Origin of the sequence: Pseudoxanthomonas sp. F11, assembly GCF_037046485.1 — a bacterium.
Lineage (GTDB): Bacteria > Pseudomonadota > Gammaproteobacteria > Xanthomonadales > Xanthomonadaceae > Pseudoxanthomonas_A.
Genome location: NZ_JBANLZ010000004.1, coordinates 18,082 through 40,930 on the forward strand (window position 1 = coordinate 18,082; position 22,849 = coordinate 40,930).

A 22,849-nucleotide genomic window follows, 5' to 3' on the forward strand; every position below is an offset into this window, starting at 1 on the left:
CCGGCAACACGTTTAGCGTTTCATTCTCCTGCCTTCGGTACTATCGGATTCTATGGACGTCCTGCTCGCCAATCCCCGTGGTTTCTGTGCCGGCGTCGACCGCGCCATCGAGATCGTCAAGCGCGCCATCGAAACGCTGGGCGCACCGATCTACGTGCGCCATGAAGTGGTGCACAACCGCTTCGTCGTCGACGACCTCAAGCAGCGCGGCGCGATCTTCGTGGAAGAGCTGGACGAGGTGCCCGATGGCGCCACCGTCATCTTCAGCGCGCATGGCGTGTCGAAGGCCGTCCGCAGCGAGGCCGATCGCCGCGGACTGAAGGTGTTCGACGCCACCTGCCCACTGGTCACCAAGGTCCATTTCGAAGTGGCCCGCCACTGCCGCGCCGGTCGCGACGTGGTACTGATCGGCCATGCCGGCCACCCGGAGGTGGAGGGCACGATGGGGCAGTGGAGCCGCGAAGGCGGGGAAGGCCACATCTATCTGGTTGAGGACATCGAAGGCGTCGCCGCGCTGGAGGTCAGCCAGCCCGACAATCTGTTCTACACCACCCAGACCACGCTGTCGGTCGACGATACCGTGGGCATCATCCAAGCGCTGCAGGCGCGCTTTCCCGCCATCCAGGGGCCGAAGAACGACGATATCTGCTACGCCACGCAGAACCGCCAGGATGCCGTGCGCGATCTGGCCAGGCAGTGCGACCTGGTGCTGGTGGTCGGCTCGCCGAACAGCTCCAACTCCAACCGCCTGCGCGAACTGGCCGAGCGCGACGGTGTGGAGTCGTACCTGATCGATGGCGCGCACGAGATCGATCCGCGCTGGATCGAAGGCAAGCAGCGTGTCGGCGTCACCGCCGGTGCGTCGGCACCGGACGTGCTGATCGATGGCGTCATCCAGCGCCTGCGCGACCTCGGCGCCGCCGGTGTCAGCGAGCTGGACGGTGAACCGGAAAACATGGTGTTCGCGCTGCCGAAGGAACTGCGGCTGCAGCTGGTCGGCTGAGGTTTCCGATCCCCGCCGCGACAAAGGCCCCGCACTGCGGGGCCTTGCTTCTTGTGTCGTCTCATTCTGCGCGACAGCCGCCGATCATCCTGCCCGCCACGAGCAAGGGGGGGCCGATGACGCGCACGTACCGGATGGCTTTCAGGTTGTATTGGCCGGCACTGGCATGCCTGCTGTTGGCATTCGCATCGACGTGGGGGCATGTTGCCCATTTCGATCCGTGGGGCGACGTGCTGCGCTGGATGCCTTACGCTCTGTTGGCGCTCGCCATGCTGTTGGCCGCCGTCGCAAGCCTGCGTCTGATGCGCTGGGAAACCCGCGGTGCGTTGATCTGCAACTGCGGCGGATTGCTCGGCACGGAGCGGAAAGGGCCCCTCGGCCGCTATCGGAAATGTGCGGCGTGCGGACGGCACCATGCCTTGCGTGAATAGCCCAGGCGGCCGTCGATGGTGGTGAGATCCTCGCATCGCGCGCGAGTTGTTGACTGCTATGCAATTGACGCAATCAACGGTTTGGAGGCGTCTACTGAACCCGGGGCGATCCACCTCCATGTCGGGCGACGTCTGACTCGGCCTCCCGGCGGCTTACCACCCGATACCCAATACCCCCGCATTGACCAGCCCCCACCCCAGCCCCTAAAATTCGCGGCTCCGCCGGAATAGCTCAGTTGGTAGAGCGGCGCATTCGTAATGCGTAGGTCGTAGGTTCGATTCCTATTTCCGGCACCATTTAATGAAAGTTCTTTAGGATCAGCTACTTAGCGCAACCTTTAGCGGCGCGCCTAGTACAAGTCTCTAGCACAGGTGAAAGGCTTCGGGTGCATGCCCGGAGCCTTTTTTGTCTGCCCTGAGCGGGTTTACCCCTCACTCTCGATACGGGTCGCGCTCAAGATATGTCTTGACCCTCGCGAACCATGCTTCCGGGTGTTCCAGCCGCCCCTCGCTTCGCAGTAGGAGCATCTCCCCTGCGAACTGGAGAAGCTCACCTTGGGTGGCTTGACGTACCTCTTCATCGAGCAGAGGTACTCGGCTCAGGCGGGTAAGAATCTCGTTCGGGTAGCCTTCGATAGGCAAGTTTGTGTAGAGATCCTTTACCAATACACGCTGGAACTCGTAGATCTCACCTTGGAGTTGCGACCGCGTCTCTGCCTCCTCTGGCGTCTCAGCCGCACGGTCCCGCTTGCGCATTTCTTGCAGTTTCGTTTGGAGGTTCTTAGCTGCCGGGTGCAGCAGGGCTGTCGTCAAATCAAACAGCATCATGTGAACAAACGGCCTCAGCATCCGCCGTATCGCTTCTGGCTTGGAGTTGAGATTGAGCATAACCGCGCGCACTGCTTGTGCATGCATATATGACTCTTCCGCCGTTGGCGCTGAACCCATGCGCCCAAGTTTGCTGTTGGCTGCAACACTTTCGGTACCCAGCGTCTCTGCAAGCTGGCGAAGCTGGTCTATCGCTCTGTCGGCTTCCACGAGCTTCTCTGTCAGTTGTCTCGTCTTGGCCTCAACGCCTAGGCCCTTGATGGATTCAAACCTATCGATAGTTCCCGAAAAGATGAGCAGGATCGCTCCGGCTATGCAGACTGCCAGCAGGGTCGAGTTGCCTTCGTGGGCGTAGTAGAGACCGAACCCGAGTAGGGCGGCGCCCGACATCATCAGCAAACCGTTTAGTAACTTGGTCACCACTAGCTTGTAGTCCTTCACGCTTAGGTCTCTGGGTCATCTTGCTGGGGTCGGTTGCCGCTAGCAGGCGAACACTTCGGAACCTGGCTAGCTGAGTCCCCAGCTTCCACAACAAGCCTGACGCGATCTCAGAGTCCTTGAGGCCTACTTTGCCTTCTTGACGATGAGGTCAACCAGATTCGTAACTTGGGCAAGAACGTTTGTAGTTTCAGGGGACTTGTCGTCTAGCGTGGGAAGAGCGTCAGAAAAGATGCTCTTGGCAACATCGGCCTTGATCTCCTCCGCTCTTTTCTTGTCTAGGAGAGCAAGGTAGGGGCCAATGGTTGTCAGTATGTGCTGCCGCCGGCGGTTGAGGATCTCGTTGTTCCTATGTCGTGACGACTCGCGGGTCAGGTAATAGGCGGGCGCGAAGAGAATGACAGAGAAAGGGAGCCTATGTAGAGCCGCCTTCCAGTCGATCGTGTATTGACTCACCGCCTTTGCTGCATTGACGAGTTCGGGCAGAAATAGAACCAGTGCCGCCGCGCACATTAGTCCAAGGGCCAAATACCTGTATAGGTTCGCGCTTTTCTTCTCCTCGCTTGCGTACTGAGCGTAAGCCCCTGCTTGCGACGTGTCGATGATGGATCCGAGTACTTTGCCGGCACTTTCAAGCGCGCTGCCTAGTGCGGAGTGGCCCGCTGCGAATAGTGCTGCAGAATCGGCGATCTGGCGGTCCGCGCGGTCCTTGAAGAATGTGGATTGAGCCTCGTACAGTTCCTTTCGGGAGTTCTCGCTTGCCTGAAAGTCTGAATTGAACCTAGCAAGTATGCTCTGGAACTCCGATGCCATACGTTCTGCTGTGGCTTCCAGTTTGTCGAGTCTGCGGCTTAACTCGGTACTGCGGCTCTCCAGTGCGTCCTGCTGCGCCTGCAGCGTTTCCTTGAACGCCGTAAGTAGCCCTTCAAATTTTCCTATGTGGAGTTGGACGAAGGCCGTATAGGATTCGGCCGCGCCCTGTGTAGCTTTTGCTCCGGGGAATACGGGGGCGAGCGGCTGCTGCTGCACCGACAACATCATGCTGTCAAGAAAGTTGTTTGCGTTGCTCAGATGGTGCTGGTTTTGGTTAGTAGGGTAGTTCGACAGTTCTGACACTGCATTTGTAAGAGAGCCGTGCGCAGCGCTAACGAAGTTCAGCCCCCAGAGCTCAGGATCGAGCTTCTTCAGAAGAGTATCCACATAGCCCACCACCTTGTGCATCCGCGCAACCTCTTGGACGGCCTGCGGATCCTCTGCGGGAGGAGCGACTGTGCCGAGTATTTGTTTAAAGGCTGCCCAGTCGGCGAAGAACTGATGATTCGAATATTGATCAGACCAGCGAGACATGCCACCTCCTTGAGTGCCCCGACGCCAACGGCCGGGCCGGCTGCCGTTTCTGCAAAAAAATCTGAGGGGGTCTCGATGGATCGCCCCGGCCAAGTCCCCCATAACCCACCTCAAGGATCCTCCCAGGCATGACCTGGCTGCAACCCTTGTGCTGCTGCAACAGCACAGCGGACTGACCTCCTCTCTGTCTCGGGGGTCCCCCAACCGATGCCCACTTCCACTCCCTGTGGCGGCGGCTGCGAGACGCCCGTGACGCCGCCTCATAGTGACTCCCGAGGTATAGGGGAGTGGTTGGCCGCCCACGCCGACCTGATGGCCCATGTGGAGGCGTGCAAGCGGGTGGCCGATGCGGAGCGCCCAATGTTCCGTCCGCCGGGCCGTCCGATCTCCATGCCTCCTCGTCGACGATAAGCACCAAATCTCTGGACAATGGTGCTTGCTCCTCTCATCTTTGTTTTCCCGGGTCTCGCCCCCGGAGACGGCGGCCCGATACAGTAGCCGCTCGCCGTCCCGACAGGTTCCCCGTGGCCAAGACCTCCGCCAAGTCCCGTACCGCCTACGTCTGCACCGAATGCGGGGCCGAGCACAGCAAATGGCAGGGGCAGTGCGCCGACTGCGGCGCGTGGAACTCCCTCAGCGAGATCGTCCTGGAGACCGCCGCCGGCGCCCCGGCCGCCGCCCGCCGCTCCGGCTGGGCCGGCAAGGCCGAAGCACCCAGGATCACCGCCCTGAAAGACGTGCGCCACAGCGAAGAGGCCCGCGTGACCACCGGCATCGGCGAGTTCGACCGTGTGCTGGGCGGCGGCCTGGTGGAGGGGGCCGTGGTGCTGGTGGGCGGCGACCCCGGCATCGGCAAGTCCACCCTGCTGCTGCAGGCCCTGGCCCGGATGTCGGCCAGCCTGCCGGCGCTGTACGTCACCGGCGAGGAATCGCTGGCCCAGGTCGCCGGCCGCGCCGTGCGCCTGGACCTGCCGCTGGACAACCTGCAGGCGCTGGCCGAGACCGGCATCGAGACCATCCTGCAGCACGCCTCGGTGGCGCGGCCGAAGCTGATCGTCGCCGACTCCGTGCAGACCCTCTGGACCGAATCGCTGACCGCCGCGCCCGGCTCCGTCAGCCAGGTGCGCGAGAGCGCGGCCCGGCTGGTGCGCTATGCCAAGGAGACCGGCACGGCCGTATTCCTGGTGGGCCACGTCACCAAGGAAGGCGGCATCGCCGGCCCGCGCGTGCTGGAACACATGGTCGATGCCGTGCTGTATTTCGAAGGCGAGAGCGGCAGCCGTTTCCGCGTGCTGCGCGCTTTCAAGAACCGCTTCGGCGCGGTCAACGAACTGGGCGTGTTCGCGATGGGTGAGAAGGGTCTGAAGGAAGTGCCCAACCCGTCGGCGATCTTCCTGTCCGGCAGCGCCCAGCAACCGGGCAGCTGCGTGATGGTCACCCGCGAGGGCACGCGGCCGCTGCTGGTGGAAGTGCAGGCGCTGGTGGACAGCTCACCCCTGTCCAATCCGCGCCGCGTGGCGGTGGGCCTGGAACAGAACCGCCTGGCCATGCTGCTGGCCGTGCTGCACCGGCACGGCGGCGTGGTGGTGGGCGACCAGGACGTGTTCGTGAACGTCGTCGGCGGCATCCGCGTGCAGGAAACCGCGGCCGACCTGCCGGTGCTGCTGGCGGTGCTGTCCTCGCTGCGCGACCGCCCGCTCGCCGAGAAGACCGTGGCCTTCGGCGAAGTGGGCCTCTCGGGTGAGATCCGCCCCGTGCCCAACGGCGAGGAGCGCCTGCGCGAAGCCGCCACGCATGGTTTCAAGCGCGCCATCGTGCCCAAGGGCAATGCGCCGAAGTCGGGCAGCTTCAAGGGCCTGGAAGTCGTGGCGGTGGAGCGGCTGTCGCAGGCGCTGGAGGCCGCCGCGGAGTAGGGCTCATGCGGCTTTTGTAGGAGCGACGTGAGTCGCGACCGCGAGATCGATTTGTCCTTGGAAAGTCGGTGCACGCGTCAGCCGTGCGGTCGCGACTGACGTCGCTCCTACAAGGAGCAGGTCGCGACGAGCATCAGAGGCGCATGCCCAGCCAGATCACCGCCTCGGTCGACGCGCGCACGACCGGTGTCAGAATCGGCGGCCAGAAGGCGCCTGCCTGCATCGCGTCGCGGCCGTGATCGTGGTGCTCCTGTTCTTCCGCGATGATGCGCGACACGGTGTCGAAAGCGTCCGGGTCGGCGGTCTCCAGCTGCCGCCGTTGTTCCAGCAGGTGCTGCAACACCACGCTTTCAACGGCATACGTGGTCGCCGCGATGGCGGACGCGCCCAGCAGGCCGGTCACCAGCCCCAGCGTCCAGCCTCCCACCCCGCACAACACATAGCTGTGGCAGCGGCGGACACCTCGCGCCTGGAGCTGGCCCCCGAACAGCGCGCGATGGCCAAGCTCGTGCTCCAGGAAGTGCCGGAGTACCGGCGTCATGTGCGGTGCCGTCCAGCGTGCCACCAGGATCTGCGCGCGATAGATGTTGACGGCGCCGTGTTCGCCCGCGTGATCGACCTTCAGGATCCGGTCGCCCAGACGCGTGCTCAACCCCGCCCCAACACCATCTCGTAGACGAACTTGCTGCCGAAGAACGCCAGCAGCAGCAGCGCCATCGCGGCGAGGGTCCAGCGGACGGCTTTCACACCCCGCCAGCCATAGCGCCAACGTCCGACCAGCAGCGCCCCGAACGCCAGCCATGACAGCACGCTCAGCACCGTCTTGTGGCTGAGCTTCTGGGCGAGGAAGTTCTCGACGAACAGCACGCCGGTCAGCAGCGTGGCGGTCAGCAGGATGAAGCCGACCGTGATCGTGCGGAACAGCAAGTCTTCCAACTCCGTCAGCGGGGGCAGGGCACGCAGCCAAAGGTGGAATTCGCGCCGGCGCAGGGCGCGTTCCTGCGCCCATAGCATCACCGCCAGCAGCGCGGCGATGGCCAGCGCCGCGTAGGCCAGCAGTGCCAGCCACGCATGCAGCTGCAGGCGCCATTCCAGTCCGCTGGACGCCTGGTGGCCATAGACGTGGTAGGCGGCCAGCAGCACGGCCGCCAGCGGGAACGCCACCACCCCCAGCGCCGCCATCCGGCCCTGGATGGCCACCAGCAGCGTCATCGCCGCCATGCCCAGCGACACCAGCGAAAGGGCCGCGAAGAAGTGCATGTCCGGCCCGCCAGGCGTGCGCCAGGCCACCAGCAGGTGATAGCCGCCGTGCAGCACCACCGCCCCCAGCGCCGGCCACCGCCACGGCCTTGCGGCCTCGCCCGCATCGCGGGCCACGGAGCGGACCAGCAGGCCGGCAGCAAGCAGGTAAAGCACAACGGCGATGAGAACGACTGTCATCCCGGAAGTGTCGCACAGCGGACGGTATCGGCGCAGGACATGGGCGCCCTGCGCATGGACGGGCCGGGTCGGGAGTGCCAGGCCGGTATAATCGCCGTCCGTTTTCCCTGGTCCCGTCCACCCCATGTTCGAATCCCTGACCCAGCGACTCTCCGGCACCATCGAGCGCCTGCGCGGCCGTGGCCGCCTGAGCGAGGAGAACATCCGCGAGGCCACCCGCGAGGTCCGCATCGCCCTGCTGGAGGCCGATGTGGCCCTGCCCGTGGTGCAGGCGCTGATCGAGCGCATCAAGGTGCGCGCCGTCGGCCAGGAAGTGCTGAAGTCGCTCACCCCGGGCCAGGCGCTGATCAAGGTGGTCCGCGACGAGCTGACCGCGGTGATGGGCTCCCAGGCCAGCGACCTGAATCTCAACGTACCCGCGCCCGCCGTCATCCTGATGGCCGGCCTGCAGGGCGCCGGCAAGACCACCACCGTCGGCAAGCTGGCCAAGCACCTGCGCGAGAAGCGCAAGAAGAAGGTGATGGTGGTCAGTGCGGACGTCTACCGCCCGGCCGCCATCGAGCAGTTGAAGACGCTGGCGCAGCAGGTGGACGTGTTGTTCTTCCCGTCCGACGCCGGGCAGAAGCCGGAGGACATCGTCCGCGCCGCCATCGACGACGCGCGCAAGTCCTTCGTCGACGTGCTGCTGGTCGATACCGCCGGCCGCCTGGCGATCGACGAGGCCATGATGGCCGAGATCAAGGCGCTGCACGCGGCGGTCAAGCCGGTGGAGACCCTGTTCGTCGTCGATGCGATGACCGGCCAGGATGCCGCCAACACCGCCAAGGCCTTCAGCGAGGCGCTGCCGCTGACCGGCGTGGTGCTGACCAAGACCGATGGCGATGCGCGTGGCGGCGCGGCGCTGTCGGTGCGCTACATCACCGGCAAGCCGATCAAGTTCATCGGCGTGGGCGAGAAGCCCGACGGCCTGGACGTGTTCCATCCCGAGCGCGTGGCCAACCGCATCCTCGACATGGGCGACGTGCTGTCGCTGGTGGAGCAGGTCGAGCAGAACGTCGATCGCGAGAAGGCCGAGAAGCTGGCCGCCAAGGTCATCAAGGGCAAGAAGTTCGACCTCAACGACATGCGCGACCAGCTGGAGCAGATGCAGAACATGGGCGGCATCGCCGGCCTGATGGACAAGCTGCCGGGCATGGGCCAGATCCCGGAGCACGTGAAGCAGCAGGTCCAGCAGGGCAAGGAAGTGCCGCGCATGATCGCCATCATCAACTCGATGACGAAGAAGGAGCGTCGCAATCCGGCGCTGTTGAACGGTTCGCGTCGCGCCCGCATCGCCAAGGGCGCAGGCATGACGCCGGCCGACGTCAACAAGCTGATGAAACAGTACCAACAGATGGAAAAGATGATGGGCAAGGTCGCCAGTGGCGGAATGAAGGGCCTCATGCGCAACATGAAGGGCATGATGGGCGGCCGCGGCGGCATGCCGTTCCGCTGAGATGTTGCCTCCTGTAGGAGCGACGTGAGTCGCGACCGCGCGCCAACAGGTTTTAGGGCGATTCCGTTTCCACGGTCGCGACTCACGTCGCTCCTACAACGAGATCAGGAGTCGCCCGCATGACCTCCGCCTTCCTCAACGGCAAACCGGCAACCGCCGAGAATTTGCGCGCGCTGGCACTGACCAACTACGGCCACTTCACCTCGATGCAGGTGCGCAACGGCGCCGTGCAGGGGCGCGAGTTGCACGTCAGACGACTGGAAGATGCGACGCAGGCGCTGTTCGGCACCTCGCTCGATGGCGCGTCGGTCCTGCAGCGGGCGACGCATGCGCTGGCGTCGGCCGGCCTGCGCGATGCGTCCGTGCGCGTCACCGTGTTCTCCACGCAGTTCGACTACCGCGATCCGGCGCGCGCCGTGGCGCCGGATGTCCTGATCACGCTGTCGCCGCCCTCCTCGGCGGAGAAGCCGGCGCTGCGGGTGAAGACGTACCCGTTCGTGCGCCCGCTGCCGCAGTTCAAGCACGTGGGCACGTTCCCGCTGTTCCACTATCGACGGCAGGCGTTGGCCGACGGATTCGACGACGCGCTGTTCGTCGACCCTGCGGGGCATATCGTGGAGGGTTCGATCTGGAATCTGGGCCTGTGGGACGGCGACACCGTCACCTGGCCAGTGGGGCCGGCCCTGCGGGGCACGGCCGAACGCTTGCTGCAGGCCGCCTTGACCCGGGCCGGCGTGCCCCAGCGGTCGACGCCGGTCCTTCGGCATGATCTGGGGCGGTTCCGGGCTGCTTTTGCCTGCAACGCCAGTGGGTTACAGCCGGTGGTGGGCGTCGATGACGTCGCATGGGGCGTTGATACGGCCCTCATGGCCCGGCTGGCGGGGGTGCTGGAGGCGTCTCCGTGGGAGCCGCTGGCCTGACCACGGGGACCGGAGAGCCCTGGTGGGTTTTCCTGAGCGATTCAATGGCTTAGAATAGCCGGCTTACCTCGCCATTCTGGCGACTGGGCAACACTGGAAAACACCATGGTCAAGATCCGTCTCACCCGCGGCGGCGCGAAGAAGCGCCCCTTCTACCACATCATCGTCACCGACTCGCGCAGCGCGCGTGACGGCCGCAACATCGAGCGCGTGGGCTATTACAACCCCGTCGCTGCCGGCAACGAAAAGCGCGTCGAACTCGACGTGGCCCGCGTCGACCATTGGGTCGGCAATGGCGCGCAGCTGACCGAGAAGGTCCGCAACCTGTACAAGGAAGTCGCCAAGTCCGCTCCGGCGGCCTGAGCGACCCGGCCGCGCACGCCGCGCGGCCTTCCGTCCGCATGAACACCGAGCGCCCACCGACTCCGCAGAAGATGATTCTGCTGGGAAGGCTACTGGGCGCTTTTGGTGTGCGCGGCCAGGTCAAGATCGAATCCTGGACCGAGCCGCGCGAGGCCATCTTCCGCTACCAGCCGTGGACGCTGCGCGATGCCGCCGGCGTCGAGCGCGAGCTCAGTGGCGCGCGTGGCAAGGCCTCCGGCAAGCACCTGGTGGCCACGCTGCCGGGCGTGGAGGACCGCGACCAGGTGGAAGCGATGCGGGGACTGGAGATCTTCGTCCCGCGTTCCGCGCTGCCACCGCCGAGCGCGGGCGAATTCTACTGGGTCGATCTGGAAGGCCTGCGCGTGGTCAATGTGGACGGCACCGACTTCGGCACCGTCTCGCACCTGTTTTCCACCGGTGCCAACGACGTGCTGGTGGCGCGTGGCGACCGCGAGCGTCTCATACCGTTTGTCGATCCCGATTACATCCGCTCGGTGGATTTCGAGGCGGGTGTGGTCACCGTGGACTGGGACCCCGAATTCTAGGCGTGAGTGGAGAGGAGTGAGAAGTGAGTGGGCACTGCAGTCGGTGCCGGCCCTGCCTTACTCTGGCGCGTCGCCATTCGCAGTGCAGCCGCTCTCCCTCATTCCACACTTCTCTCACTCACTCCCCGCCCCATGCGCATCGACGTCATGACCCTGTTCCCCGAGTTCATCGCCCAGGCGGCCGCGGTGGGTGTTGTCGGGCGCGCGCAGGAGCGCGGACTGCTGTCGCTGCATGGCTGGAATCCGCGCGACTACGCCAGCGGCGGCTACCGTCGCGTGGACGACCGCCCGTTCGGCGGCGGACCGGGCATGGTGATGCTGATCGAGCCCCTGCAGGCTTGTCTGGAATCGGTCCGGGCGGCCGATCCGGCCCCGGCGCCGGTGATCTACATGAGTCCGCAGGGCGCGCCGTTCACCCAGAAGAAAGCGCGCGAACTGGCGGCCCTGCCGCGCATGATCCTGCTGTGCGGGCGCTACGAAGGCGTGGACGAGCGCTTCCTTCAGGCCGAGGTCGATGAAGAGCTTTCGATCGGCGACTACGTACTGTCCGGCGGCGAGCTGGCAGCGGCCGTGGTCATCGATGCGGTCGGACGCCTGCAGGAAGGTGCGCTGAACGATGCGGAGTCGGCCATCCAGGACAGTTTCGAGGGCGACGGCCTGCTGGACTGCCCGCACTACACTCAGCCTTCGAGCCATCCGCTGGGCGACGTGCCGGCCGTCCTGCGCTCCGGCGACCATGCGGCCATCGCGCGCTGGCGCCGCCAGCAGGCGCTGGGTCGGACCTGGCTGCGGCGGCCGGACCTGCTGGACGAAACCCGCCTGTCCAAGGCCGACCGGACCCTGCTGGAGGCCTTCCGGGCCGGGCTGGCGGGTCGGGACGGGGCAGGGTAGCCACCCGGCCGGGAAATCCGGTAGAATGCGCGACCCTTGGGCGGTTCACGCCCCCGGATCCCATAAGAATATCGTGCAGCGCAATCCGGCGACTGCATCAGTTTCCGCTGTCGCAAGACACGATCACGCATACAAGCATTGGTGCCAACATGAGCAAGCTCCTCCAGGAATTCGAAGCCTCCCAGATCACGCGCGAGCTGCCCGCGTTCGGCCCCGGTGACACGGTCGTCGTCAACGTGAAGGTCAAGGAAGGCAACCGCGAGCGCGTGCAGGCGTACGAAGGCGTCGTCATCGCCAAGAAGAACGCCGGCCTGAACTCCGCCTTCACCGTGCGCAAGATCTCGCACGGCTACGGCGTCGAGCGCGTGTTCCAGACCCACAGCGCCTCGATCGACTCGGTCGAAGTCAAGCGCCGCGGCAAGGTCCGCGCCGGCAAGCTGTACTACCTGCGCGACCTGGAAGGCAAGGCTGCCCGCATCAAGGAAGACCTGGCCGCCAATGCCGCCGCCAAGGCCGCCCGCCAGGCCGCTGCCGCCGCTGCCGAGTAAACGCGCGTCCGTTACCGGATGCGCCACGAAGCCCCGGCCTGTGCCGGGGCTTTTTGCTTTAATGTCGCCCTCCCGCACGATGAGTCCTGGTGCACGCGGATGAGGCGATGTGCGATTGCGATCTGCATGATGGCTGCCCTGGCATGGCCGGCTGTTCTGGTCGCCGGCCAGGGGCGTCAGGACGATGTTCGCCTGGATGCGCCTTCAACGCTCGCGGGCGCGCGTGAGATCGCGCGCCGCACGCAGACGCCCACCACCTTCGATCGCATGCAGCGGTATGTATCCGGCTCAGGGCGCCAACTGGCCGAGCAGACGGTGGATATCGCGCAGGCCCGCTTCGACGTCTTCGTCCCGCGGAAACCGCCGCCCCCGCGCGGCTATGCACTGCTCGTCTGGATTCCGCCTCAGGACGCGTACCGTGCGCCCATGGACTGGATGCCGACCCTCGAAGCGCACGGCATGATCTATGTGTCGCCCCGCGAGGCGGGAAACGAAGCGATCGTGTTCGATCGCCGCATGCCGTTGGCGCTGCATGCGGCGCACGGCATCGCCGCGCGGTATCCGGTGGATCCCGAGCGCGTGTTCGTCGGCGGGTTCTCGGGAGGTTCGCGGACGGCGTTGAGGGTCGCGCTGGCCTATCCGGACGTGTTCCGTGGTGCGCTTCTGAATGCGGGGAGCGACGCCATCGGGAGCACTCGTTTGACCGCGCCGCCCGCCGACCTGATGCGACTGTTCCAGACGACGGTGCGCCTGGCCTACGTTACCGGCGCGCACGACCTGCCCAACCGTCGTGCGGACGCGGCCAGCCAGCGCTCCATGCAGGAGTTCTGCGTGCAACGGGTGCATCGCCACTCGATGGGATCGCGCGGCCACGCCACGCCGGACAGGCGGGCCTTCCAGAAGGTGCTGGCATGGTTGGATGCGCCCTTGCCGCCGCCCGACCACGCCGCCCTGGAAACATGCAGGAGAGGGCTGAACGAGCGGGTGCAAGCCGATCTGGCGAGGGTGCGTGGGCTGCTCGACGGGGGCGACCTGACAGCGGCCGGCATGGCATTGGGCGACGCGGATCAGCGTTGGGGCGGGCTGGCGGCACCGGAGAGCGTCGAACTGGCGCGCAGGATCGCCACAGGACTGGCGGAGACCCGGTAGGGTAGGCATCAAGCTGATGCGTGAGGACGTGATGAATTTGGGATCGGATGAGCAAGGCATGGCGACCCTGAGGCTGGACATCTGGCTCTGGGCCGCCCGCTTCTACAAGACCCGCAGCCTGGCCAAGCAGGCCATCGTGACCGGCAAGGTCGACGTGGGCGGCCAACGGGCCAAGTCCTCGCGCGCCGTGCGCGTGGGCGATGTCCTGGCGATCACGCGCGGTGACGACACCTACGAGATCGAAGTGCGCGGGCTCAGCGATCAGCGCGGGCCTGCGCCCGTAGCCCAGGCGCTGTATGCCGAATCCGAAGCCTCGCGCATGCGGCGCGAAGTGGCGCTGGCGCAGCGGCGGGCCGAGCGCGCCGGCTACCAGGCGCCACAGTCCAGACCCGACAAGCGTGCACGGCGCCTGATCCGCGCGCTGGGCGACATCGACGCGATGTAAAGAGAAGGGCGCCCGGGCGCCCTTCGTCTTCCTGCATGTTCAAGGCTCAGCGTCCGCCGCCGAACATGCCGCTGCCGATCTTGAGGATATCCCCCAGGCCCAGCTGGCCGTCGCCATCCTGGTCCAGCACCGCACCGAGCAGTCCGCCGCCCAGGCCGCCCTGCTGCTGCACCTGGCGCTGCTCCTGGCCCAGTACTTCGGCCAGTCCCAGCGGGTTGTTCTGCGCGCCGCCCTGGCTCAAGCGCTGGGCGATGAAGGCCAGCACGATGGGTGCCAGGATCTTCAGTAACTGGCCCGCGCGCTCCCCGCCCAGGCCGGTGGCCTGGCCCAGACCGAGTTCGGCCCGGTTCTGCTGACCGCCGAAGATATGGCCGAGGATGCCGGCGCCATTGGCCTGCGGCGACGATGCGCCGCCCAGCACCGCGCCCAGCACGCTGCCAAGGTCGAGACCGGCGTGGTTGCGCTGCAGGGCGCCGAAGAGCGCTTCCGCGCCTTGCGGCTGCGCCGTGTTGCGGCCCAGCGCGCCCAATAGCAGTGGAAGCGCGGCACTTACCGCGCTGGAGGCCTGCATCTGCCCGATGCCGAGTTGCTGGGAGACCTGCTGCAGCGGGGCGCCCTGCAACTGGGCGAAGAGATCTTCGGCGAGGGATGCGTTGCTCATCGTGCGATCGTCCTCCTGGACGGGGATGGAGAGTCGCGGATGATGCTAGCGTCAATCTGACCGGGCACCGACTCACAATTGACGTGGACCGACCGGCGGAGACGACAACGCCGCATGCCGGATCCGGCCATGCGGCGTTGCGAAGGCCTGCGGTGGAAGATCAGCGCAGGTCGAAACGGTCCAGTTCCATCACCTTCGTCCAGGCCGCCACGAAATCCTGCACGAACTTTTCCCTGCCATCCGCGCTGGCATAGACCTCGGCCAGTGCACGCAGCACCGAGTTCGAGCCGAAGACCAGATCGACCCGGCTCCCGGTCCACTTCTTCGCCCCCGTCTTGCGGTCATGTCCTGCGTAGCGGTTGTCGCCGGTGGCCTTCCACTCCGTCCCCATGTCGAGCAGGTTGACGAAGAAGTCGTTGCTCAGCGTGCCTGGCCTGTCGGTGAGCACGCCCGTGTCGCTACCGTCCGCATTGGCGCCCAGTACGCGCAGGCCGCCGACCAGGACCGTCATCTCCGGTGCCGTGAGGGTCAGCAACTGCGCTCTGTCGATCAGCAGGTGTTCGGCGGGCACGACCGAGCGTCCCTTGAGGTAGTTGCGGAACCCATCGGCGGACGGCTCCAGCACGGCGAACGATTCGACATCGGTCTGGTCCTGGCGTGCATCGGTGCGGCCGGGACGGAACGGCACCGTGACGTCGACGCCGCCCGCCTTCGCTGCCTGCTCCACGCCCACGCCGCCGGCCAGCACGATGAGGTCGGCCAGCGACACTTTCTTGCCGCCGCTGGCCTCCAGGTTGAACTCCATCTGGATGCGCTCCAGTGTCTTCAACACCTTCGCCAATTGGTCCGGTCGGTTGACCGCCCAGTCCTTCTGCGGCGCCAGGCGGACACGCGCACCGTTTGCGCCGCCGCGCTTGTCGCCGCCGCGGAACGTCGACGCCGACGCCCACGCCGTGGCGACCAGCTCGGACACCGACAGCCCCGAGGCCGCCACCTTGCCCTTCAACGTATCGATGTCGGCCGCATCGATGGGTGCGTAGTCGGCACTGGGCAGCGGGTCCTGCCAGATCAGTTCTTCCTTGGGCACTTCCGGGCCCAGGTAGCGCGCGCGCGGGCCCATGTCGCGATGGGTCAGCTTGAACCACGCCCGCGCGAACGCGTCGGCGAACGCCTGCGGATTTTCGAGGAAGCGCTTGGAGATCGGGCCATAGATCGGATCGAAGCGCAGCGACAGGTCGGTGGTCAGCATCTTGGGGCGCTGCTTGCGAGTCGGGTCGTGCGCGAGCGGCACGTCCTCCGGCGCGTTCTTGGCGACCCATTGGTGGGCGCCGGCAGGCGACTTCTCCAGTTCCCATTCGAACCCGAACAGGTTCTCGAAGAACTTGTTGCTCCACAGCGTGGGCGTCTGGGTCCAGGTGACCTCGATGCCCGAGGTGATGGTGTCGCCGCCCTTGCCGGTGCCGAATGTGTTGTGCCAGCCCAGGCCCTGCTGTTCCAGTTCGCCCGCTTCCGGTTCGGCCCCCACGTTGTCGGCAGGGCCGGCACCATGCGTCTTGCCGAAGGTATGGCCGCCGGCGATGAGGGCGACGGTTTCCTCGTCGTCCATCGCCATGCGGGCGAAGGTGTCGCGGATGTCCTTCGCCGCGAGCAGGGGATCGGGATTGCCGTCGGGGCCTTCCGGGTTCACGTAGATCAGGCCCATCTGCACGGCCGCCAGCGGATTCTCCAGCCGACGCGAATGCACGTTGCCGTCCGCCGTGTCGTCCGAGACCAGCACGCCCGCGTCGCCGGGCTTCTCGACGCCCTCGGAGCCGTGCGCATAGCGGATGTCGCCGCCCAGCCATGTGGTCTCGCGGCCCCAGTACACGTCCTGGTCCGGTTCCCAGGTGTCCTCACGCCCGCCGCCGAAGCCGAAAGTGCGAAAGCCCATCGTTTCCAGCGCGACGTTGCCCGCCAGGATCATCAGGTCGGCCCACGAAATGGCCTGGCCGTACTTCTGCTTGATCGGCCACAGCAGGCGGCGCGCCTTGTCCAGGCTGACGTTGTCGGGCCAGCTGTTGAGCGGCGCGAAGCGCTGCTGACCGCGGCCGCCGCCGCCGCGCCCGTCGCCGATGCGGTAGGTGCCCGCGCTATGCCAGGCCATGCGGATGAAAAGGCCACCGTAGTGGCCGAAATCGGCCGGCCACCAATCCTGCGAATCGGTCATCAGGTCGCGCAGGTCCTTCTTCAGCGCGTGGTAGTCGACCTTCTTGAACGCCTCGGCGTAGTCGAAGCCGGGGTCGAGCGGGTTGGAGCGCGACGAGTGCTGGTTCAGCAGGTCCAGGCGCAACTGGTTGGGCCACCAGTCGCGATTGCCGGTACCGCCACCCGCAGTCGGATGGAACGGGCACTTGGATTCAGTGGTCATGGCGGGGCTTCCTAGGGCAGTGGGGTGTTTCAGGAGGGGGCGGGAATACGTCGGTGCAGAAAGGAGAAAGCGACGCGCGATGCGGCGTGCGCTCCGCTGCGAGCGGGGGAGGAGGGTGCAGGGAGGACGGCAGGGCGGGTGTGCACACGGCTGACGTCCTCGAGGGCGTGGGCGGATGGCGACCAGACTAGGCAGTGCAGACGATCAAGGAAAATCGTTTTTTGCGAAGAGTCCGATAGCGGCATTCAATGGTGCGTTGCGCCATCCGTCGGCATCCCCACGGCACGCGCCCACGATACTCCGCAGGCGTTACGCGGGTGTTGTAGGCGCGTGCGCGGTCGTGCCTCGCCGCGATGGTCGCGGGGGCGCGGGAGGAATGCGCATGTCTGCGCCTACAGGATCAGAGCAGCGCCTTGAGACGGTACAGCGCTTCGAGCGCCTGCTTGGGCGAGAGTTCGTCGGGATCGATCGCCGCCAGGGCCTCCTGTGCGGCCGAAGGCGCCGCGGCGAACAGGCCGAACTGTTGCGGCGCATCCAGCGCCTGCGGCGCCATGCCCGATGCATGGGTTTCCCGGCCACGCTGTTCCAGCTCGGCCAGCCGCCGGCGTGCCTGCTGCAGCGTGGTCCTGGGCAGGCCGGCCAGCGCCGCCACCTGCAGGCCGAAGCTCCGGTCCGCCGCCCCCTCCTTCACCGCATGCATGAAGACCAGCGTATCGCCGTGCTCCACAGCGTCCAGATGCACGTTGGCGATGCCGCTGCCGGGTTCGCCTGCGAGCGCCGTCAATTCGAAATAATGGGTGGCGAACAGCGTGTAGCAGCGGTTGGTGCCGGCCAGGTGGCGCGCCACCGCGTCCGCCAGCGCCAGGCCGTCGTAGGTCGAGGTGCCGCGGCCGATCTCGTCCATCAGCACCAGCGACTGTGAAGTGGCGTGATGCAGGATGTAGCTGGTCTCCGCCATCTCCACCATGAAGGTGGACTGGCCACGCGCCAGGTCGTCGCCGGCGCCGATGCGGGTGAGGATACGGTCGATAGGCCCGATCACCGCACGCGATGCCGGGACGAAACTGCCGATGTGGGCCAGCAGCACGATCAGCGCGTTCTGCCGCATGTAGGTCGACTTGCCGCCCATGTTCGGGCCGGTGATCACCAGCATGCGCCTGCCTTCGTCCAGCACCAGGTCGTTGGGCTCGAACGGTTCCTTGCGCACCGCCTCGACCACCGGGTGCCGTCCGCGCTCGATGCGCAGGCCGGGTGCTTCATCCAGCTCCGGTTGCGCCCAGTCCAGTTCCTGTGCACGTTCGGAGAAGGCGGCGAGCACGTCCAGCTCGCTCAGCGCGGCAGCGCAGCGCTTGAGCGGCTCGAGGCGCGCATTGAGCGTATCCAGCAGTGCGTCGTAAAGCAGCTTCTCGCGGGACAGCGAACGCTCGCGTGCCGACAGCACCTTGTCCTCGAACTGTTTCAACTCCTCGGTGATGTAGCGCTCGGCGCCGGTCAGTGTCTGCCGGCGCGTGTAGTGCACCGGCGCCTTGTCGGCCTGGCCCTTGCTGATCTCGATGTAATAGCCATGCACGCGGTTGTAGCCCACCTTGAGCGTGGCGATGCCGCTGCTCGCGCGTTCGCGGGCCTCGAGATCGACCAGGAACTGGTCCGCGTTCGTGCTCAGCCGGCGCAGTTCGTCGAGTTCGGCATCGTAGCCGTCGGCCAGCACGCCGCCGTCGCTGAGTTTCAACGGCGGTTGCGCGGCGATGGCGGCGATGAGCAGCGCCGCGGTGTCCGCGTGCTCGCCCAGCTCCGCTGCCAGCGCCCGCAGGCGCGGCGAATCCAGCGGTGCGAGATGCCCCTGCACCTCCGGCAGCAGTGCCAGGCCATCGCGCAGCGTGGACAGGTCGCGCGGGCGCGCCGAGCGTAGCGCCACGCGGGTGAGGATGCGTTCCAGGTCGCCCAGCCCGCGGAAGCCGGTGCGCAGATCGCGCGCGGCGTGTTCCATCAGCGTGGCGACGGCATGGTGGCGCTCGCCCAGCAGGCGGCGGTCGCGCAGTGGCCGGTGCAGCCAACGCCGCAACAGACGCCCGCCCATCGGCGTGACGGTGGTGTCCAGCACGCCCAGCAAGGTGTGCCGCGTGTCGCCATCGACGCGGGTATCCAGTTCCAGGTGGCGGCGCGTGGCCGCGTTCATCGCGATCGCGTCGCTGGCCGACTCCACCGCGATCGCGGTGAGGTGCGGTAGCCGCTGCTTCTGAGTCTCTTCCACATAACCCAGCAGGGCGCCCGCAGCGGCCGTGGCCAACGCCTTGTCATCGATGCCGAACCCCGTGAGGTCATGCACGCCGAAGAAGCCCAGCAGCTGGCGGCGCCCGCTGTCGGGGTCGAACAGCCACGGCGCGCGCCGGCGCGTTCCCGTGCGCTGTTGCAGGAATGCCGGCCAGCCTTCCTCATCCGGCAGCAGCAGTTCGGCCGGCTCCAGCCGCGCCAGTTCGGCCTCCAGGGCGTCGTCGTTCTCGACCTCGTTGACCAGGAAGCGGCCACCGGCCAGGTCCGCCCAGGCCAACCCGTAACCCGCGCGCCCGCGCGCGACCGCCATGAGCAGGGTGTCGCGGCGTTCGTTGAGCAGGGCCTCGTCGGTCACGGTGCCCGGCGTCACCACGCGCACCACCTTGCGCTCCACCAGGCCCTTGGCCAGTGCGGGGTCGCCGATCTGTTCGCAGATCGCCACCGATTCGCCCAGCGCCACAAGTCGCGCCAGGTAGCCCTCGCAGGCGTGCACCGGCACCCCGGCCATCGGGATGGGGGCGCCCCCGGAACTGCCGCGCTGGGTCAGCGTGATGTCGAGCAACCGCGCGGCCTTGCGTGCGTCGTCGTAGAACAGTTCGTAGAAGTCCCCCATCCGGAAGAACAGCAGCAGGTCCGGGTACTCCGCCTTGGCGGCGAAGAACTGCTTCATCAGGGGCGTGTGTTCCGACTTGTCTTTGCTCACGAGGCCAGTGGGGATGAGGGGGCAAAAGGGCGTTGATTGTAGCCGCTGCCCGCGGCGCGCCCCGATGTCGGCGCGCGCCTGGGCCTGCTTGCCCTAACGTGTCAGGGACGGGGTGCGCCGCGCGCGAGGTCGGCAGAGGCGTAACTGGAGTTCCGCACGATCGTTCGTAAAATCAGTGGCTTATCCATGCCAAAGTGGTGGCCTGCGTATCGACGCAGTGCAGAATGCCGCGCTGTGAAGCCGGTGTTAATTTCGCGTTGACGCAAGGGGAGTTGCGTTCGTTTTCGGCGGTAAAGCCGCCTGTACCACTACGGATTTTCTTGTACGACATCGTCGCCAGAACATGGCCCTTGGGAGGGGACAACATGGTCACTGCATCGCATAGGCGCAAAGCGCTCTCGCTCGCCGTCTTCACCGCGCTCTGCGCAACCTCGCACGCATACGCGCAGCAGGCGGCTGCGCCGGCCGAGGAAGAGGAACCCACCACGTTGGCCACCATGACGGTGACCGCGCAGAAGCGTGAGGAGGCCATGCAGGATGTGCCGATCGCGGTCACCGCGATCTCCGAACAACTCCTGCAGGACACCGGTGTGCGCGACATCAAGGACCTGCAGGTGCTGGTGCCCGGCTTGACCGTGACCAGCACGCAGAGCGAGGCCATCACCACCGCGCGCATCCGCGGCATCGGCACCGTCGGCGACAACGTGGGCCTGGAGTCGTCGGTGGGTGTGGTGATCGATGGCGTGTACCGGCCCCGCAACAGCGTGGGTTTCGGCGACCTGGGCCAGCTCGAGCGGGTGGAAGTACTGAAGGGCCCGCAGGGCACGGTGTTCGGCAAGAACACCTCGGCCGGCGTCATCAATGTGGTGACCCGTCGCCCCGGCTACACGCAGAGTGCGGAGGGTGAAGTCACCGTGGGCAACCATGGTGCCCTGGGCGTGGCCGGCAGCTACAACGATGCGCTGGGCGAGGTGGGCGCATTCAACCTGTACGCGGCCAAGCGCAAGCGCGATGGCTGGATGGACGTGCGCACCGGCAACGGTCCGCGCAAGGAAACCGACGACTACGACCAGAACTTCCACACGGTGCGCGGCAAGCTGCTGCTGGAGCCCAGCGACAACCTGGACATCCTGGTGGCCGGCGACTTCACCAGCCGGGAGGAGAATTGCTGTACGGCGGTCCAGACCACCGTCGGCGCGACGGCCGCCATCCTCAACCGCCTGGTGAATGGTCAGGCCGTGGCCGCGCCCGGCGACGATCCGTTCGACCGCGTCGCGTACAGCAACCGGCCGACGACGCAGGACATCAAGGACAGCGGCGTGTCCGTGGAGGTCAACTGGGATTCGCCGTGGTTCGGCGACGCCACCCTGACCTCCATCACCGCCCAGCGCAAGTGGGAGGCCATCAATGGCCTGGACTACGACTTCAGCACGGCGGACATCCTGTACCGCAATGCGGACGAGGACGAGTCCTTCACCGGCTTCGACACCTTCAGCCAGGAGTTCCGCCTGACCGGGGCCACCGAACGCGTGGACTGGATGGTGGGTGCGTTCTACTCGGATGAGGATCTGGACCGCACCGAGACCTACCGCGTAGGCGCGCACTACGAGCCGTATCTGTCGGTGGCGCTGCTGTCCATCATCAATCCTGTCCTGGGCCAGTCGCCGACCGCACCGCTGTTCCTGTCGCAGGCCAGCGGACGCCCGTTCGGCACGGTCTTCGCCGGTCTCGGCGCGCTGGACACCTACAAGCAGAACGCCAAGAGCACCGCGCTGTTCACCAACAACACCTGGCACGCCACCGACGCCCTGGATATCACCGTGGGCCTGCGCTACACCCGGGAAAAGAAGAGCCTGGTGTCCAACTACAGCAACCCCAACGGGGGCGCCGGCTGCGGTGCGATGCTCGCCAATCCCGCGCAGGTCGTCGCGGCCCTGGTGGCTCGCGGCTTGACCGTGGCGCAAGCGTCGGCGGCGGCGCCCACGGTCGTCGGCTATGGCTGCCTGCCCTGGGCCAACCCGCTGCACAACGCGCCCACGCGCGACACGGTGCAGCAGCGCGAAGAGAAAGAATGGTCGGGCACGCTGAAGGCGGCCTATCGCTGGAACGACAACGTGATGACGTATGGTTCGTTCGCCCGCGGCTACAAGGGCGGCGGCTTCAACCTGGATCGCGTGCAGTCGTCGAACGGACTGAGCAGCGGCAGCGCGAACGGCATCCAGCCGGTGTTGGATACTTCCTTCGCCGGCGAGTTCGTCGACAGCTATGAGCTTGGCGCCAAGACCACCTGGCTCGACGGCAACCTGCTGTTGAACGCCACGCTGTTCCACCAGAAGTACGAGGACTTCCAGCTCAACAGCTTCCTGGGCACCAGCTTCGTGGTGCGCTCGATTCCGGAAGTCACCTCGCAGGGCCTGGATGCCGAACTGATGTGGCAGCCGAAGTCGATCCGCGGCCTGATGCTGCAGAGCGGCCTGATGTATGCCGACACGAAGTACGGCGACAATATCCCGGGTTGCGATTTCGTGGGGCCGGGACAGACCTCCGCCGCATGCCCCTCGGTCGGAGCGCTGTACAAGCTGCAGGGTGCGCAGATGAGCTTCGCGCCCAAGTGGTCCGGTTCGGCCTCGGTCACCTACGAGTGGGATATCGGCAGCCTGATGGCGCGCTTCAACATCGGCGCGAAGTACGTGTCCAAGTACAATACCGGCTCCGATCTCGACCCGGAGAAGATGCAGGACGCCTACACCGTGGCGAACGCGCGCTTCGGCATCGGTGCGCAGGACCAGCGGTGGATGCTGGAGTTCTGGGGCACCAACATCACCGACGAGGACTACGTGCAGGTCGGCTTCGACGGCCCGCTGCAGAACGTCTCGCCGGCGCCCAACAACCCGTTCAACACGTTCAACGCCTTCCTGGGCGCGCCCCGGATGTACGGCGTGACCCTGCGCGTCCGCTACTGATCCCCTTCGCACGACGTGGCGAGCGGCCCGCCTTCCCAGGCGGGCCGTTTTCTTTTTGTGGTCGAGC

General features: G+C 66.3%; 20 protein-coding genes and 1 tRNA gene. 13 read left to right on the forward strand and 8 right to left on the reverse strand.

Features of this window, described 5'->3' with window-relative positions:
* The first annotated feature begins 52 nt into the window (after nucleotides 1-52).
* From ispH to V8246_RS12905, 3 genes are all read left to right on the forward strand, one after another.
* Nucleotides 53-1,003 (forward strand): 4-hydroxy-3-methylbut-2-enyl diphosphate reductase, encoded by a 951-nt coding sequence (gene ispH / locus V8246_RS12895; RefSeq protein ID WP_336189553.1) that lies wholly within the window; start codon nucleotides 53-55, stop codon nucleotides 1,001-1,003.
* Between the two features lie 116 nt (nucleotides 1,004-1,119).
* Nucleotides 1,120-1,434: a hypothetical protein gene (locus V8246_RS12900; protein WP_336189554.1), complete on the forward strand. Its 315-nt coding sequence runs from the start codon at nucleotides 1,120-1,122 to the stop codon at nucleotides 1,432-1,434.
* 221 nt (nucleotides 1,435-1,655) lie between these two features.
* Nucleotides 1,656-1,731, forward strand: a tRNA-Thr gene (locus V8246_RS12905).
* 135 nt (nucleotides 1,732-1,866) lie between these two features.
* Here V8246_RS12905 and V8246_RS12910 read toward each other — a convergent pair.
* The gene (locus tag V8246_RS12910) at nucleotides 1,867-2,703 is read right to left on the reverse strand and encodes a hypothetical protein (protein WP_336189555.1); all 837 of its coding nucleotides are present in this window, start codon (nucleotides 2,701-2,703) and stop codon (nucleotides 1,867-1,869) included.
* Nucleotides 2,704-2,826: 123 nt separating this feature from the next.
* A complete protein-coding gene (locus V8246_RS12915) occupies nucleotides 2,827-4,047 on the reverse strand; it encodes a hypothetical protein (RefSeq protein WP_336189556.1) in 1,221 nt (406 codons plus the stop codon).
* Between the two features lie 524 nt (nucleotides 4,048-4,571).
* Here V8246_RS12915 and radA point away from each other — a divergent pair.
* On the forward strand, nucleotides 4,572-5,960 hold the full coding sequence (gene radA, locus V8246_RS12920) for a DNA repair protein RadA (protein WP_336189557.1): 1,389 nt from the start codon (nucleotides 4,572-4,574) through the stop codon (nucleotides 5,958-5,960).
* Between the two features lie 133 nt (nucleotides 5,961-6,093).
* On the opposite strand, the gene V8246_RS12925 is transcribed toward radA, so the two are convergent.
* Together V8246_RS12925 and ccsA are read right to left on the reverse strand one after the other, a co-directional pair.
* Nucleotides 6,094-6,612, reverse strand: a complete 519-nt coding sequence (locus tag V8246_RS12925) for a demethoxyubiquinone hydroxylase family protein (RefSeq protein ID WP_336189558.1) — start codon at nucleotides 6,610-6,612, stop codon at nucleotides 6,094-6,096.
* On the reverse strand, nucleotides 6,609-7,400 hold the full coding sequence (gene ccsA, locus V8246_RS12930; protein ID WP_336189559.1) for a cytochrome c biogenesis protein CcsA: 792 nt from the start codon (nucleotides 7,398-7,400) through the stop codon (nucleotides 6,609-6,611). The genes V8246_RS12925 and ccsA overlap by 4 nt, the downstream gene beginning before the upstream one ends.
* Nucleotides 7,401-7,524: 124 nt before the next feature.
* On the opposite strand from ccsA, the gene ffh reads away from it, so the two are divergent.
* The 8 genes from ffh to V8246_RS12970 all read left to right on the forward strand — a co-directional run bounded on the left by ffh (nucleotide 7,525) and on the right by V8246_RS12970 (nucleotide 13,777).
* Nucleotides 7,525-8,895, forward strand: a complete 1,371-nt coding sequence (gene ffh / locus V8246_RS12935; RefSeq protein WP_336189560.1) for a signal recognition particle protein — start codon at nucleotides 7,525-7,527, stop codon at nucleotides 8,893-8,895.
* 119 nt (nucleotides 8,896-9,014) lie between these two features.
* Complete coding sequence (locus V8246_RS12940) at nucleotides 9,015-9,815, forward strand: aminotransferase class IV family protein (protein WP_336189561.1); 801 nt, start codon at nucleotides 9,015-9,017, stop codon at nucleotides 9,813-9,815.
* A gap of 105 nt (nucleotides 9,816-9,920) precedes the next feature.
* Entirely contained in the window at nucleotides 9,921-10,178 is a 258-nt protein-coding gene (gene rpsP, locus V8246_RS12945) for a 30S ribosomal protein S16 (RefSeq protein ID WP_185896634.1), read from the forward strand.
* A 38-nt stretch (nucleotides 10,179-10,216) separates the two neighbouring features.
* A complete protein-coding gene (gene rimM, locus V8246_RS12950; RefSeq protein ID WP_336189562.1) occupies nucleotides 10,217-10,744 on the forward strand; it encodes a ribosome maturation factor RimM in 528 nt (175 codons plus the stop codon).
* Between the two features lie 132 nt (nucleotides 10,745-10,876).
* On the forward strand, nucleotides 10,877-11,635 hold the full coding sequence (gene trmD / locus V8246_RS12955; RefSeq protein ID WP_336189563.1) for a tRNA (guanosine(37)-N1)-methyltransferase TrmD: 759 nt from the start codon (nucleotides 10,877-10,879) through the stop codon (nucleotides 11,633-11,635).
* 149 nt (nucleotides 11,636-11,784) lie between these two features.
* The gene (gene rplS / locus V8246_RS12960) at nucleotides 11,785-12,183 is read left to right on the forward strand and encodes a 50S ribosomal protein L19 (protein ID WP_185896631.1); all 399 of its coding nucleotides are present in this window, start codon (nucleotides 11,785-11,787) and stop codon (nucleotides 12,181-12,183) included.
* 126 nt (nucleotides 12,184-12,309) lie between these two features.
* Nucleotides 12,310-13,332 (forward strand): PHB depolymerase family esterase, encoded by a 1,023-nt coding sequence (locus V8246_RS12965; protein ID WP_336189564.1) that lies wholly within the window; start codon nucleotides 12,310-12,312, stop codon nucleotides 13,330-13,332.
* Nucleotides 13,333-13,390: 58 nt separating this feature from the next.
* A complete protein-coding gene (locus V8246_RS12970; RefSeq protein WP_336189565.1) occupies nucleotides 13,391-13,777 on the forward strand; it encodes a S4 domain-containing protein in 387 nt (128 codons plus the stop codon).
* Nucleotides 13,778-13,823: 46 nt separating this feature from the next.
* Here the strand turns inward: V8246_RS12970 and V8246_RS12975 are convergent, their stop codons facing one another.
* The 4 genes from V8246_RS12975 to V8246_RS12990 form a co-directional block, all read right to left on the reverse strand.
* Nucleotides 13,824-14,438, reverse strand: coding sequence for a DUF937 domain-containing protein (locus V8246_RS12975; protein ID WP_336189566.1), 615 nt, complete (start codon nucleotides 14,436-14,438; stop codon nucleotides 13,824-13,826).
* Nucleotides 14,439-14,598: 160 nt separating this feature from the next.
* On the reverse strand, nucleotides 14,599-16,845 hold the full coding sequence (katG, locus tag V8246_RS12980) for a catalase/peroxidase HPI (RefSeq protein ID WP_336189567.1): 2,247 nt from the start codon (nucleotides 16,843-16,845) through the stop codon (nucleotides 14,599-14,601).
* A gap of 400 nt (nucleotides 16,846-17,245) precedes the next feature.
* Nucleotides 17,246-19,786, reverse strand: a complete 2,541-nt coding sequence (mutS, locus tag V8246_RS12985) for a DNA mismatch repair protein MutS (RefSeq protein ID WP_336189863.1) — start codon at nucleotides 19,784-19,786, stop codon at nucleotides 17,246-17,248.
* A gap of 205 nt (nucleotides 19,787-19,991) precedes the next feature.
* Nucleotides 19,992-20,375: a hypothetical protein gene (locus V8246_RS12990; protein ID WP_336189568.1), complete on the reverse strand. Its 384-nt coding sequence runs from the start codon at nucleotides 20,373-20,375 to the stop codon at nucleotides 19,992-19,994.
* Here V8246_RS12990 and V8246_RS12995 point away from each other — a divergent pair.
* A complete protein-coding gene (locus V8246_RS12995) occupies nucleotides 20,350-22,782 on the forward strand; it encodes a TonB-dependent receptor (protein WP_336189569.1) in 2,433 nt (810 codons plus the stop codon). The two genes, V8246_RS12990 and V8246_RS12995, sit on opposite strands and share 26 nt — an antisense overlap.
* Nucleotides 22,783-22,849: the final 67 nt, after the last annotated feature.